Source organism: Gelidibacter sediminis, from assembly GCF_004364975.1.
In the GTDB taxonomy this organism is placed as follows: domain Bacteria; phylum Bacteroidota; class Bacteroidia; order Flavobacteriales; family Flavobacteriaceae; genus Gelidibacter; species Gelidibacter sediminis.
In genome coordinates this window covers 111,472-126,253 of record NZ_SOBW01000008.1, presented here as the reverse complement: position 1 = coordinate 126,253, position 14,782 = coordinate 111,472, and the positions used below count along the sequence as shown (strand labels likewise).

Here is a 14,782-nt window from a genome sequence, read left to right as displayed (position 1 = left end):
AAAATCAAACATTATGAAAAGTACAATAATTTTAGCAATGGCAATCGCAGCATTTTCAGTAGCAACAGAGAAAAAAGTAGATGTTGTTAATAGTGAGATCACATGGGTGGGCCATAAAGTAACTGGTCAACACGATGGTACTATTACACTTAAAGAAGGTGCCTTAAAATTTAATGACAAAAATGAACTTACTGGCGGCACTTTTGTTATGGACATGACAACTCTAACAGTTAAGGATCTTGAAGGTGAATCTAAAGGAAAACTTGAAGGTCACTTAAAATCTGACGATTTCTTCGGAGTTGACAATCATAAAACTTCAAAATTTGTAATCACTAAAGTTGAAGGTAAAGCGGGCAAGTATAAAGTTACTGGAGATTTAACAATCAAAGGCATAACTTTCCCTAACACATTCAACATGACTGTTAAAGATAATAATACTGCTACTGCCAAATTGAAAGTAGACAGAACTAAATATGACATCAAATACAGATCAACTAGTTTCTTTGATGGATTAGCTGACAAAGCTATCTATGATGAATTTGATCTAAATGTAAATCTTAAGTTCTAACTAAGAATTGATTAATAGCAACATTTAGTGATTGGATCCCGATTTTTCGGGATCCTTTTTTTTATTTTATTGCCAAATTATTTGAAAACTAAATTTTTCATTTCTATATTTGGCAAAACAATAATTATGTACAAAATTTTAAATCATACTTGGTGGTGGAACTTTTCGAAACAACATTCGTGAGGTAACGCTATTGTATATTTAAATTTAATATAAAAAAGGCTTGTCATTCACGACAAGCCTTTTTCTTTTTTAACAACTTTTGAAACCTATGAAGACCTTTAGTCTATACACACATCACAAAAAAATCCTTGCAGATACCATTACCCCTGTAAGCATCTATCTAAAAATAAGGGATAAATTTCCGAATAGTATTTTGTTGGAAAGTAGTGATTACCACGCCAACGATAACAGTTTTTCATACATCTGCTGCAATCCTATTGCGTCCATTAAAGTTCAAGATGAAGTGATTACGGAAATCTTTCCAGACAAGAGTCAATTGACCCAATCCATTACTGCAGAGACTGATGTGGCTAACGTCATCCATAAGTTTACCAAACGATTTAAAACCCATACTGAAGACCAATTTAAATTCATCAACAATGGTGTGTTTGGCTATATTGCTTATGATGCGGTTCGTTATTTTGAAGATGTAGAAATCACAAAAAAAGAAGGCCATCAAAATATTCCTGATATTTATTATGCCGTGTATCAAAATATTATCGCCATCAATCATTTCAAAAATGAGGCGTATGTATTTGCCCATTGCTATGACACTGATAATAATATTGATGAAATCTTGCAGCTGATCAAATCGAAGAACTTTGCAGCTTTTAATTTTACTACTGATGGCGCCACGACTTCTAATCTGACAGATGATGAATATAAAGACAATGTGGTGCTTGCCAAAAAACATTGTGCTAGAGGCGATGTTTTTCAATTGGTGCTCTCCAAAAACTTCTCGCAACAATTTAAAGGTGACGAATTTAATGTATACCGCGCCTTAAGAAGTATCAACCCATCCCCTTACCTCTTCTATTTCGATTATGGCGATTTTAAGATTTTTGGAAGTTCGCCAGAAGCGCAGTTGGTCATCAATAAAGACAAAGCAGAAATCCATCCCATTGCTGGCACCTTTAAACGTACAGGAAATGATGAAAAAGATGCAGAGCTCGCCAAAAAATTAGCTCTTGATGACAAAGAAAATGCAGAACACGTGATGTTGGTCGATTTAGCACGAAATGATTTGAGTCGCCATGGCAGCCAAGTCACCGTCGAAAAATACAGAGAAGTCCAATTCTTTTCACATGTCATCCATTTGGTGAGTAAAGTGACAGGGCAAAAACATAAAGACACGACAACGATGCAAATGGTAGCAGATACCTTTCCGGCCGGAACTTTAAGTGGCGCACCAAAACATAAAGCCATGCAGCTCATTGAAAAGTACGAGAAAACAAGTCGCGATTTTTACGGTGGTGCTATCGGATTTATGGATTTTGATGGGAATTTTAACCATGCGATAATGATCCGAACGTTTTTGAGCAAAAATCACCAACTGCATTGGCAAGCTGGTGCTGGGATTGTTTCCAAATCGAATCCTGAAGACGAATTACAGGAAGTATACAACAAATTAGGAGCCTTAACAAAAGCCATTGATATGGCCAAAGAGATATAATTATGAAAAAAGTATTAGTTATAGATAATTACGACAGCTTTACCTACAATTTGGTGCACTATCTAGAAGACTTAGGCTGTGAAGTTACTGTAAAACGAAATGACCAACTGAGCTTGGATGATGTAGAGGCCTTTGAAAAAATCGTACTCTCTCCAGGCCCAGGAATTCCTGATGAAGCCGGATTATTAAAAGACATTATAAAAACCTATGCCCCAACTAAAAGTATTTTGGGAGTTTGTTTAGGGCAGCAAGCTATTGGTGAAGTTTATGGTGGCTCCCTAATCAACTTAGATACGGTTTATCATGGCGTATCGACCAATGTAACACAATCGGTTACTGACGAATCGTTATTTAATGGATTGGAAAACACATTTGAAGTTGGACGTTACCATTCGTGGGTGGTCGATCCTAATTTACCTGAGGTTTTAGAAGCCACCTCTTTAGATGAAAACGGTCAAGTAATGTCCATACGTCATAAAGAATATGACTTGAAAGGCGTACAATTTCATCCTGAATCGGTGTTGACACCACATGGTAAAAAGATTTTGGAAAATTGGGTTAATCAGTAAATAGTAGGCAGTAAGCAGTAAGCAGTTGGCAGAAAGTCTGCAGATTATTGAGAACTGAGGACTGAAGACTGAAGACTGAGTACTAAAGACTAAATAGTCAGAAAAATTTTCTTAAATCAAAGTTTAATAAATAAAACCTCCACTCTTGTGGGGAATAAATATGAAACATATACTCAACAGACTCATCAATCAAGAAAGCATCTCAAGCGATGAAGCCAAACACGTGTTGGTCAACATCTCTAAAGGCGCATATAATCAAAGTCAAATAGCATCATTCTTGACAGTTTATATGATGCGAAGCGTAACTATTGAAGAACTGCAAGGGTTTAGAGACGCACTTTTAGAATTATGTTTACACGTTGATCTGGCCGATTACAATGGCATCGATTTATGCGGCACCGGCGGCGATGGTAAGGACACGTTTAATATTTCAACACTAGCTTCTTTTGTGACTGCGGGTGCAGGTGTTAATGTCACCAAACATGGCAATTACGGCGTATCATCTGCTTGCGGATCCTCTAACGTCATGGAATTTTTAGGGATTAAGTTCACCAAGGACATCGATTTCCTAAAGCGGTCTTTAGATGAAATTGGCATATGCATATTGCACGCACCACTCTTTCATCCTGCCATGAAAAATGTAGCGCCCATTCGTAAGGATTTGGGGGTTAAAACCTTTTTCAATATGTTAGGCCCAATGGTGAATCCATCGTTTCCTAAACATCAACTTGTTGGCGTTTTTAATTTGGAATTACTGCGCATGTACGGCTATCTTTATCAAAATACAGATATCAATTACACCATTCTACATGCTTTAGATGGTTATGATGAAATCTCATTAACTGGACCGGCAAAAGTGATCCGAAATGCTTCAGAAACGATTATTAATCCTCAGTTTTTCGGTGTTGACACCTTAAACCAAACTGAAATATATGGAGGCGATTCGGTAGCATCTGCAGCTAAAATTTTTGTAGACATCCTAGACGGTCAAGGTACCGAGGCTCAAAATAACGTGGTGTGTGCCAATGCCGCAATGGCCATTGCTACTGTGACAAAAAAATCGTTAGAAGACAGTTTCGGTTTAGCCAAAGAATCGTTGTTGGGAGGTAAAACAAAGGAGAAATTTGAACGATTAGTGAGCATAAGCAAGGATTAGTTGGCAGGGATCAGTGGGCAGTAGTCAGTCTGCAGTTGGCAGTGGGAAGATTGCAGTCCAAACTCTGAAGACTGAGGACTGAGGACTGAATACTGAAAACTGAGGACTGAGGACTGAAGACTGAAGACTAAAAAAAGAGAATACTGAATAAATGAACATATTAGACCATATCATCGCTGACAAACGCAAGGAAGTTGATTTAAAAAAATCAATTATCCCTGTGTCTCAATTAGAGCACTCGGTTTTCTTTGAGAAATCGACCATATCACTTACGGAACGATTGAAAGCGAGTACTTCTGGAATTATTGCCGAGCACAAGCGGCGCTCACCTTCCAAATCTGTCATCAATCAAAATCTGAATGTTTTTGACGTCGCCAAAGGTTATGAAGCTGCTGACGTTTGTGGGATGTCTGTTTTAACCGATGGCAAATATTTTGGAGGCTCATTGGACGATTTACTCTTAGCTAGAGCAAGTTGTCAGTTGCCATTACTCCGCAAGGAATTTGTTATTGATCCGTATCAAATTATTGAAGCCAAAGCTTATGGTGCTGATGTTATTTTACTTATTGCCGCGGTATTATCTCGTCAAGAGATTAAGCAATTGTCCGAACTTTCAAAAAGCTTAAATTTAGAAGTGCTTTTAGAAATTCATAATGAGGAAGAATTACATAAATCGGTCATGCCTAGTCTAGACATGATGGGTGTCAACAATCGCAACTTAAAAACATTTGAGGTCAGCTTAGAAACGAGTAAACAGTTGAGCACGCTAATCCCTGATGATTTTGTAAAAATATCTGAAAGTGGCATTAGCAGCGTTGAGGCGATCAAAGCCTTGCAACCTTACGGTTACAAAGGGTTTTTAATTGGTGAAAATTTTATGAAAACAGATAATGCGGGCGACAGTGCCTCACAATTTATCAAAGATTTAAACAGATAAGATGAAACTAAAAATCTGCGGCATGAAATATCAAGAGAATATCGCTGAAGTTGCCACACTTCAACCGGATTATCTTGGCTTTATATTTTATAAAAAATCAAGCCGCTATTTTAATGGAACTATCCCAGAACTCCCAGAAAACATCAAAAAAGTAGGCGTTTTTGTTAATGCTTCGGAGAAAGATATTTTAGAAAAGGTAGCACAACACGATTTGGATCTTATTCAATTGCACGGTGAAGAATTGCCGGAATATTGTACTAAACTAAGATCAAATCTGGGTGATCGCAGTCGAGAGAAAAAGCACATCAAAATCATCAAAGTGTTTTCCATCAAAGACCAATTTAATTTTGATGAATTAACACCTTTTGAACCCGTTTGTGATTACTTCCTGTTTGACACCAAAGGTCAACTTCCAGGAGGAAATGGCTATACTTTTAATTGGGATGTTTTACAAGCCTATCCATCTACTAAACCATATTTTTTAAGTGGTGGAATCGGCTTGGAAGAAATTGAAAACATCAATAAATTTATGCAAGGTGAGGCTTCACAATTCTGCCATGCGCTTGATGTCAATAGTAAATTTGAAAGTGAGCCAGGATTGAAAGACTATCAAAAATTAAAAGAATTTAAAAACCAAATCACTTCGGGTGATTTGACAGCGCAATAGTGCTATAAATTACTATCGACAAGCGACTGTGGTCTTGCTCGAAAAAAAAAATTAATCGGTTCGATATACTTATTGAACACTAAATCATGAGGTTCCTACCTGCGTGGGAATATAAATTATGACATACAACATTAACAACAAAGGGTATTACGGAGAATTTGGAGGCGCTTACATTCCTGAGATGCTCTATCCAAATGTGGAAGAATTACGTCAAAACTATCTTAAGGTCATGGCTGAACCAGAATTTCAAGAAGAATTCCATGCCTTGCTCAAAGATTATGTGGGCCGTCCTTCCCCACTCTATTTCGCCAAGCGATTGAGTGCGAAGTACAACACCAAAATTTACTTAAAACGCGAAGATCTTAATCACACAGGTGCGCATAAAATTAACAATACAATTGGTCAGATTTTGATGGCAAAACGCCTCGGTAAAAACCGGATTATTGCAGAAACAGGCGCTGGACAACACGGCGTAGCCACGGCGACTGTCTGCGCGCTGATGGGCTTGGAATGTATCGTATATATGGGAGAAATTGACATCGCGCGTCAGGCTCCCAATGTTGCCCGCATGAAAATGTTGGGTGCTACAGTAGTTCCAGCGCTTTCTGGAAGTCGCACGTTAAAAGACGCTACCAATGAGGCCATTCGCGATTGGATTAACAATCCTGTAGATACCCATTACATCATCGGGAGTGTGGTCGGCCCGCACCCATATCCAGATATGGTGGCACGCTTTCAAGCGATTGTTTCTCAAGAAATACAGTGGCAACTGCAAGAAAAAGAAGGCACTTCCAAACCTGATTATGTGGTGGCCTGTGTGGGTGGTGGCAGTAATGCAGCCGGTGCATTTTATCACTTTTTAGAGGATACTGAGGTTAAACTTGTTGCTGTAGAAGCCGCAGGTAAAGGCGTGCACTCCGGAGAAAGTGCTGCAACTTCAATCCTAGGGAAAGAAGGCATTATCCACGGCAGTAAAACGCTTTTGATGCAAACCCCAGATGGGCAAATCACAGAACCCTACAGCATTTCAGCAGGGTTGGATTATCCTGGCGTAGGACCAATGCATGCGCATTTGTATAAAAGTGGTCGCGCTGAGTTCGTTGCCATTACTGATGATGATGCCATGACTGCTGGTTTAGAATTGTGCAAAATGGAAGGGATCATCCCTGCTATTGAAAGTTCGCACGCGCTAGCAATTTTTGAGCATAAAAAATTTAAACCTGACGATATTGTGGTGGTGAGTTTATCGGGACGTGGGGATAAGGATTTGGAGACTTATATTGATCATTTTGGATTATAGCCACAATAATTAATTCCTTCCCTTTTTTCAAGGGAAGGGAAATTCATCCCGAGGAAAACGGGATGAAGTCGGAAGGGTTAGATTATAAAATGATACGCAAGCATAACGTTTAATTTAAAAAGATTCCCACTTTCGTGGGAAGTAAGCATGAACAGAATCAACAAAAAATTACAAGAAGACAAAAAGTTACTTTCCATATACTTTACAGCAGGCTACCCAGATTTGAGTGATACTGTTGGTATTATTGAAAGTTTAGAAAAAAACGGTGTGGACATGATTGAAATTGGCTTGCCTTTTAGCGATCCTTTGGCCGACGGCCCTACAATTCAAGCCAGCTCCACGCAAGCTTTAAAAAACGGCATGACTACCGAGGTTTTATTTGATCAACTTAAGGACATTAGAAAAACCGTGAGCATCCCGTTAATCATCATGGGTTATTTCAACCCCATGCTGCAATATGGCGTAGAAGCATTCTGTAAAAAATGTGCAGAAGTTGGTATCGACGGACTCATCATTCCAGATCTTCCGGTTGATGTGTACAATGATCATTACAAATCCATTTTTGAAACGCACGGCATCATCAACGTGTTTTTAATTACCCCTCAAACCTCTGAGGAACGCATACGTTTTATCGATTCCATATCCAAAGGGTTCATTTATATGGTGAGTAGCGCCAGTGTTACCGGTAGCAGTTCAGGTTTTGGGGATGTCCAAACTAATTATTTTAAACGCATACACCAAATGGAGCTCAACAATCCGCAAATAATTGGCTTTGGAATTTCAGACCATAAAACATTTTCCCAAGCAACACAATATGCTAAAGGTGCCATCATTGGGAGCGCATTTGTCAAACATTTAAAATTAGAAGGGAAAACTAAAATAGAATATTTTGTCAACTCATTATTGCAGCCTTAAGACCAGCAGAACCCTTATGAAATATAAAATTTAAGACAATCTTAATATATTTTCATCGATAGTTTCTTAACTTATCAAAGAATTTAAAACTAAATAGTCATGGGAATTATAAAAGATAATAAAAAATTTAAACAGACAAAAGAGCAAACAAATCCTACGAATCCGACAGGTATAAAAAATAATAATGTCAACAAATATGACATTAATGATAAGACGATAAAAGATCAACAATCAAAAAAATAATTGTCTTACTAAAATAAACCAAAGAAACCTATTCCAATTATTATGGAATAGGTTTCTTTTTAGTTCCTGAATTCGCGAAAAACACTAGAAATAAGATGAAAATAAATTTGAGAGTAATCGCCCTAATGTTAGTTTTAATGAATCTCTCTTGCAATGACAATTCTAAAAAACACACCACTTCAAAGGATTCAGAAACTAAAACTGAATTTAAAAATACCCATGTTAATGAGCACTGTTTTTTATACGCCAAAAATAATGATACTATCCAATTAGTTCTGAAAGAATATAAAACAACTGCCACAGGGTACCTGCTCTTTAATTTTTATCAAAAGGACGGTAGTCATGGCTCCTTTGAGGGTGTTATGAAAGGTGACACGTTGTTTGCCGATTATAATTTTGAGGCCGAAGGCACGAAGTCTAAAAGAGAAATAATTTTTCTTAAAAAAGGACAAACACTTCTTCAAGGTTATGGCGAATTAGAAGTAGACGCTCACAACAGAACGGTATTTAAAAAAGATGCCACAATTACTTTTGACGATAAATTCCCATTAACCGCAGTAGCCTGCGACACATTAGATTTATAATATGCCTCTAAACATTGTTTTAATTGAACCTGAAATTCCTAACAACACAGGTAATATTGGCCGACTTGCACTCGCTTCTGGGGCGCACTTACATTTGGTAAAGCCTTTCGGATTCGAAATAACCGATGCTCGCCTCAAACGCGCCGGACTGGACTATTGGCCCCACGTCAATATTACCAATTATGAGAATGTTGCTGACTTTTTTAAACAACATCAAGATAAGAAAATGGTATTTTTATCCAGTCACGGCAAAAAAGACTATTGGAACATTCCGTTTGAAGATAATTTATTCTTAATTTTTGGGAAAGAATCAGTAGGTCTCTCCAAAGATATTCTAGCAAATTATCCTGAACATTTGTATAAAATTCCATTATTCAGTGATCATATCAGAAGCTTAAATTTAGCGAATGCCGTGGCCATAGTCACCTATGAGGGCATAAAGGCCCTGAAATAATAGTTTACAAACTAGTTGTTTTGAGAACTATCTTTGTACATAAAAAAACAACCCTCATTACAGTACCTTATGAATGACATTGAAAACATCGAATTAAAATATTTAAATCTTGATGATTACCAAGAATTAAAACGAGCCATGATAGCATCTTATACCACTATGCCGGATGCATTTTGGAAGGAAAGTCAGATTAAAAAATTAATTGACAAATTCCCCGAGGGTCAGGTTGTAATAAAAATTAATAATCAGATTGCAGGATGTGCCTTAAGTATTATAGTTGATTATGATCAATTTGAAGACAATCATACGTATAAAGACATTACAGGTAATTATACATTCAGCACGCATACTGATGAAGGTGATGTTATTTATGGTATTGATGTTTTTATCAAACCGGAATTTAGAGGGTTAAGATTAGGGCGTCGACTTTATGATTACCGTAAAGAATTGTGTGAACGTTTAAATTTGAGAGGTCTAGCCTTTGGCGGCCGCATTCCTAATTACCATAAATATTCTGACAGCTTAACTCCAAAAGAATATATTGACAAGGTGCGACGTAAGGAAATCCATGATCCGGTATTAAATTTTCAAATTTCTAACGATTTTCATCCTACCCGAATCTTAAAGAATTATCTTGAGGGCGATTCGTCGTCTCAAGATTATGCAGTCTTATTGGAATGGGATAATATCTATTACGAGAAAAAATCTAAGAAAGCCACGACTATTAAAAAAGTGGTGCGTTTAGGTCTTGTACAATGGCAAATGCGCTTGTATAAAGACATGGATGAAATGATGCAACAAGCAGAATTTTTCATTGATTCCGTTTCTGGTTACCGGAGTGACTTTGCTTTGTTTCCAGAGTTTTTCAATGCGCCATTAATGGCTGAAAACAACCATTTATCTACACCCGAAGCAATTAGAGAACTGGCAAAACACACTCCAGAAATGGTACAGCGTTTTTCAAAACTTGCAATTTCTTACAACATTAATATTATAACCGGTAGTATGCCAGAAGTGGTGAATGGCCAGCTTTTTAATGTGGGTTATCTATGTAGGCGTGACGGTAGTACTGAACGTTTTGAAAAGTTACATGTTACTCCTGATGAAGCGAAAGTTTGGGGCATGGTTGGTGGCAATCAATTAAAAGCATTTGACACCGACTGTGGCAAAATTGGAATCCTCATTTGTTATGATGTTGAGTTTCCAGAGTTGAGCAGAATTTTAGCTGATGAAGGTATGGACATTCTATTTGTACCGTTCCTAACCGATACTCAAAATGGATTTTCTCGTGTGCGCCATTGTGCTCAAGCCCGTGCCATTGAAAATGAATGTTATGTTGCTATTGCTGGAAGTGTAGGTAATTTACCTAATGTTCAGAATATGGACATTCAATATGCACAATCCATGGTCTTTACACCTTGCGATTTTGCATTCCCAACCAACGGGGTTAAAGCCGAAGCCACTCAAAACGCAGAAATGATTCTCATTGCTGATGTGGATATTGACCTTTTAAGGGAACTCAACCAATTTGGAAGTGTTAGAAACTTAAAAGATAGAAGAACCGATTTATTTGAACTTAATAAGAAATAAGTATGACCTATCATATGATTATCAATAGTGTTAAAACTGTTGAAGAATTTGAAGACGCATGGACCAATGCCGATTACATAAAATTATTGGAATTGTTTGGATTTCCCGATGCAAAAGACTCTAAACCGGAAGAACTGAAAGACCTACTATTCATGGCCATTTCAGATTTTGAAGGACCTGAAGCCGCTGCTATCTTACTAGATTACAAGCTTTCTGAATACCTTAACGAAGGCCAAATTGGACAAATGTCGCACGACATGCTTTTGGATAAAATTTCGGAAGAATATAGTGACATCAGCTTACACCATGAGCTTTTCAACATTAACCAATTGCTATTCAAAGCTTATAACGGAACCTTCCCTAACGCCAAAGCAACCATCATCGAGTTTGAAATTACGCCTAATAAGGACGTGACGAAAGAAGTCGTATTAAAAGTCTTAGACCATACTTTGGCCAATAACAGTGTGATTAAACGGTTGTATTCAGACCAATTAGCAGGCAAAGAAGCATTTGATGAAGCTGAATCCATTGTGTGGGATTTAAAATCTACCGGCGACAATTCTTACACCATGACAACTTCCGAATATTGGATCAGTCGCGACGAATTTAAGGATGCAGAATTTGATGCTAAGATTGAGATGTTTGTTGAGGAGGAAGATTAATTTTTTTATAGAATCAAGACCGCTGCGCTGTTGAAAATAGAACATAGACCGCTGCGCTGCTAGAACCAAGAATCAAGACTTGTTTCGCGAAGTATTCATGTCTTGGCTTGGATTAAAAATTTGTGAAATTCATGTCAAAAGTGAATTAAGACCGCTGCGCTGTTGAAAATAGAAAATAGACCGCTGCGCCGCTAGAATCAAGAATCAAAACTTGTTGCGTGAAGTATTCATGTCTTGGCTTGGATTAAAAATTTGTGTATTTCGTGCATCGCGTCAAAAAAAAATCATCTAGTGAAACCTAATCAATAAAAATAGACCTGTTCAATGAAATATCTTTACTATAGCATACTCATAATTATTTTCTGCATCTCAGCTGTAAAAGCTCAAACCTCTGTAAATCAAAGTTCGAAATCAGAATTAACTATTGGTGAAATCGTGACAATCGATTCTAAAATTTTATCGGAATCTAGAATGCTAAACATTTATCTTCCCGAAGGTTATAAGGTTTCAGACACTCTAAAATATCCGGTGATCTATGTCTTGGATGGTTCTTTAGATGAAGATTTTATTCATATTGTAGGTTTAGTTCAGTTTTTCAATTTGCAGATGAACATGCCAAAAACAATTGTGGTTGGCATTGCCAATATCGATAGAAAGCGAGATTTCACTTTTCCTACAACGGACAGGAAATTAAAAAAAGATTTTCCAACCACAGGGGGTTCTAGAAAATTTATCGACTTTTTAGAACACGAAGTACAACCTTTCATCAATGCGAATTACGCCACCAATGCCAAAAAAATGCTTATCGGACAATCGCTTGGCGGATTATTAGCAACGGAAATCCTATTCAAAATTCCGACGCTTTTCACGGATTATATTATTGTGAGTCCGAGTCTGTGGTGGGATAATGAATCTTTACTGAAAGATGCAAAAATGTTTTTAGGAGCGCATAAGAAAATGCTTGTAAATGTCTATGTCTCGGTTGGCACTGAAGGTGATGTAATGGAACGTGAGGCTAAATCCTTAGCTGAGTTATTAAAAAATTCAGGCCAACAAAATATGAAGGTCGAGTTTCAGTTCTTACCTAAAGAAAACCATGCCACTATCTTGCATCAAAGTATAAACGACACGTTTAAATTGATGTTTCCGTATATCGAAAAATAACCGTTTACCGAATAGGTGATATTTTAGAGCGGATAATTTAATAATGTTTCTATTTTAGCCTTTAACGCAAGACACTTTTAGTTATGAATTGGTTTTTAGACGCATTTAAATACAAATATTTAGATTTTACAGGGCGCGCAAGACGCACTGAATATTGGATGTTCATGCTGTTTCACTTTTTGATCATATTTGTGTTAGCATTTCTTTATGCTATTTTGGAAGATGTTGGTATGTCTCAGATAGGCATGTTTTTGCTGGTGGTTTATGTCTTAATGTCCTTGCTTCCGGCATTGGCCTTAACAATAAGAAGACTACACGATACAGGCAGAAGTGGCTGGTACTACCTGCTGTCCTTTATCCCTTATATTGGAGGCATTATCATTTTTATCTTTACCGTTATGGACAGTGAAATGGGGCAAAACAAATGGGGACCAAATCCGAAATCTGCTCATACTGATGAAATAAATGAGATAGGAAAACCGCTAGATTTTTAGCGTTTATTCTTTAACATTTTCATATACATATTCTCCACCTTAGTGCGTGCCCATGGGGTACGTCTTAGAAACTTAAGACTGGATTTTACAGAAGGATTGTCATTAAAGCACTTAATATTAATGATTGTGCCCATATATTCCCAGCCATAATGCGCCTCAAGATCTGTAATGATTTGTTCTAGTGTTATACCATGTAAGGGATTGTTGGGTTGTTCCATCTCTATGAGTATTTATGTTTCAGATCTAAATGCAGTAGACTGATGGTTCTACAAATCAAGTATAGTTAATATTTAGAACTAGTTCAATTTCAACTTCAATTTTAACATCATTTCTCACACTGGTCGCAGTCGAAGTGTTTTCCTCCATAAACAGGAACACTGATGCCGCTGCGCTGAGCAAGCTGATAGCACGGATTTGATTGTTATAAAAAAATATTACTCCGTAATCAAAAAAACCACGAGATTTAAATTTTCAATAATGCACCATCTATTTCAACCTCAATTACACCTTCTAATTCCGTTTCCTATTTCTATTCCTATTTCTATTGGAGCTACTACCTGAAGATGGCGTGTTACCTCCAGATGACTTTCTGGATTGTGGTCTATTGTTTCTCCCTTTGCCTTGACCTTGTTTTATAGGTTCTGTAGACGCATTTGGATCAGATTCAAAACCTTCCACAATTTCCATAGGAATTCGTTCGCCAATCAATTTTTCAATATCTCTAAGAAACGAAGTTTCATCAGCACTTACTAATGAAATCGCCAATCCGCTAGCCCCTGCTCTTCCTGTTCTCCCAATTCTATGCACATAGTCTTCCGCAATATTTGGAAGTTCAAAATTGATCACGTGTGGCAATAACGGGATGTCCAATCCGCGGGCAGCAATATCAGTGGCTACCAAAACCCGAACCGTTCCTTTTTTGAAACCGTCCAACGCTTTTGTCCTAGCCCCTTGACTCTTATTACCGTGAATGGCCATAGCCGTAATATGACTACTGATCAATTTCTTGGTCAATTTATTAGCGCCATGTTTGGTCCGTGTAAACACCAGAACCTGTTCCCAATTGCCATCAGTAATTAATTTCACCAATAAATCAGGTTTCAACCCTTTAGCAACACGATACACTTGTTGATCAATCGCATCCACAGTTGTGTTTTCCGGTGTTGCCTCTACCAAAACAGGATGGTTTAAGATCTCATTTGCTAAAGCCTTGATGTCCTTAGAAAATGTAGCCGAAAACAATAAGTTTTGACGTTTCGCTGGCATGACCGCCATAATTTTTTTGATGTCGCGCAAAAAGCCCATATCCAACATACGATCTGCTTCATCCAAGACGAGAATTTCGACATTGGCTAGCGATACTAATCGTTGATTATGCAAATCTAAGAGTCGACCTGGTGTTGCAACAAGCACATCTACTCCGTTGCGAAGTGTTGCGACTTGCGGATTTTGATTCACCCCGCCAAAAATCACGGTGCTTCTTATATCTAAATATGTACTGTATTGTTTCACATTTTGGTACACCTGAGCTGCCAATTCGCGCGTTGGCGTTAAGACCAATGCTCTAACAGGGCGCTGACGCAATGGTTGCCCTTGAGATAGTAATTGTAGTAAGGGTAATGTAAAACCTGCCGTCTTTCCGGTACCGGTTTGTGCCGATGCCAAAACATCTTTACCTTCTAGTACTAATGGAATTGCTTTTTGTTGAATTGGTGATGGCGTTGTATAGCCTTGTTTGCTGACTGCTTTAAGTAAAGCATCAGATAATCCTAATGAGTTAAATGACATAAAATGTGTTTACGAA

17 protein-coding genes are annotated in these 14,782 nt (G+C 37.6%); 15 read left to right on the top strand and 2 right to left on the bottom strand.

Going from position 1 to position 14,782, the window contains the following annotated elements; translation table 11 throughout:
• The first annotated feature begins 13 nt into the window (after positions 1-13).
• The 15 genes from BXY82_RS07210 (at position 14) to BXY82_RS07145 (ending at position 12,978) form a co-directional block, all read left to right on the top strand.
• The gene (locus BXY82_RS07210; protein WP_133757535.1) at positions 14-568 is read left to right on the top strand and encodes a YceI family protein; all 555 of its coding nucleotides are present in this window, start codon (positions 14-16) and stop codon (positions 566-568) included.
• A gap of 271 nt (positions 569-839) precedes the next feature.
• Entirely contained in the window at positions 840-2,243 is a 1,404-nt protein-coding gene (locus tag BXY82_RS07205; RefSeq protein WP_133757534.1) for an anthranilate synthase component I family protein, read from the top strand.
• A gap of 2 nt (positions 2,244-2,245) precedes the next feature.
• Positions 2,246-2,812, top strand: a complete 567-nt coding sequence (locus BXY82_RS07200) for an anthranilate synthase component II (protein ID WP_133757533.1) — start codon at positions 2,246-2,248, stop codon at positions 2,810-2,812.
• Positions 2,813-2,972: 160 nt separating this feature from the next.
• Positions 2,973-3,968, top strand: a complete 996-nt coding sequence (gene trpD / locus BXY82_RS07195; protein WP_133757532.1) for an anthranilate phosphoribosyltransferase — start codon at positions 2,973-2,975, stop codon at positions 3,966-3,968.
• Positions 3,969-4,119: 151 nt separating this feature from the next.
• Positions 4,120-4,905: an indole-3-glycerol phosphate synthase TrpC gene (gene trpC, locus BXY82_RS07190; protein WP_133757531.1), complete on the top strand. Its 786-nt coding sequence runs from the start codon at positions 4,120-4,122 to the stop codon at positions 4,903-4,905.
• 1 nt (position 4,906) lies between these two features.
• Positions 4,907-5,572 (top strand): phosphoribosylanthranilate isomerase, encoded by a 666-nt coding sequence (locus BXY82_RS07185; protein ID WP_133757530.1) that lies wholly within the window; start codon positions 4,907-4,909, stop codon positions 5,570-5,572.
• A gap of 118 nt (positions 5,573-5,690) precedes the next feature.
• A complete protein-coding gene (gene trpB / locus BXY82_RS07180) occupies positions 5,691-6,872 on the top strand; it encodes a tryptophan synthase subunit beta (RefSeq protein ID WP_133757529.1) in 1,182 nt (393 codons plus the stop codon).
• A gap of 147 nt (positions 6,873-7,019) precedes the next feature.
• Positions 7,020-7,787 carry a tryptophan synthase subunit alpha gene (trpA, locus tag BXY82_RS07175; protein ID WP_133757528.1) on the top strand — a complete coding sequence of 256 codons (768 nt, stop codon included), beginning with the start codon at positions 7,020-7,022 and terminating at the stop codon, positions 7,785-7,787.
• A gap of 99 nt (positions 7,788-7,886) precedes the next feature.
• Positions 7,887-8,030, top strand: coding sequence for a hypothetical protein (locus BXY82_RS15425; protein ID WP_166643268.1), 144 nt, complete (start codon positions 7,887-7,889; stop codon positions 8,028-8,030).
• 137 nt (positions 8,031-8,167) lie between these two features.
• Complete coding sequence (locus tag BXY82_RS07170) at positions 8,168-8,614, top strand: hypothetical protein (protein ID WP_133757527.1); 447 nt, start codon at positions 8,168-8,170, stop codon at positions 8,612-8,614.
• A gap of 1 nt (position 8,615) precedes the next feature.
• Positions 8,616-9,068 (top strand): tRNA (cytidine(34)-2'-O)-methyltransferase, encoded by a 453-nt coding sequence (locus tag BXY82_RS07165; protein WP_133757526.1) that lies wholly within the window; start codon positions 8,616-8,618, stop codon positions 9,066-9,068.
• Positions 9,069-9,137: 69 nt separating this feature from the next.
• A complete protein-coding gene (locus BXY82_RS07160) occupies positions 9,138-10,658 on the top strand; it encodes a bifunctional GNAT family N-acetyltransferase/carbon-nitrogen hydrolase family protein (RefSeq protein WP_133757525.1) in 1,521 nt (506 codons plus the stop codon).
• A 2-nt stretch (positions 10,659-10,660) separates the two neighbouring features.
• Entirely contained in the window at positions 10,661-11,320 is a 660-nt protein-coding gene (locus tag BXY82_RS07155; RefSeq protein ID WP_133757524.1) for a hypothetical protein, read from the top strand.
• 324 nt (positions 11,321-11,644) lie between these two features.
• A complete protein-coding gene (locus BXY82_RS07150; protein ID WP_133757523.1) occupies positions 11,645-12,484 on the top strand; it encodes an alpha/beta hydrolase in 840 nt (279 codons plus the stop codon).
• Between the two features lie 83 nt (positions 12,485-12,567).
• Complete coding sequence (locus BXY82_RS07145) at positions 12,568-12,978, top strand: DUF805 domain-containing protein (protein WP_133757522.1); 411 nt, start codon at positions 12,568-12,570, stop codon at positions 12,976-12,978.
• Here BXY82_RS07145 and BXY82_RS07140 read toward each other — a convergent pair.
• Positions 12,975-13,196, bottom strand: a complete 222-nt coding sequence (locus BXY82_RS07140; RefSeq protein ID WP_208293686.1) for a VF530 family protein — start codon at positions 13,194-13,196, stop codon at positions 12,975-12,977. The two genes, BXY82_RS07145 and BXY82_RS07140, sit on opposite strands and share 4 nt — an antisense overlap.
• A 292-nt stretch (positions 13,197-13,488) precedes the next feature.
• Positions 13,489-14,766, bottom strand: coding sequence for a DEAD/DEAH box helicase (locus tag BXY82_RS07135; RefSeq protein ID WP_133757520.1), 1,278 nt, complete (start codon positions 14,764-14,766; stop codon positions 13,489-13,491).
• Positions 14,767-14,782: the final 16 nt, after the last annotated feature.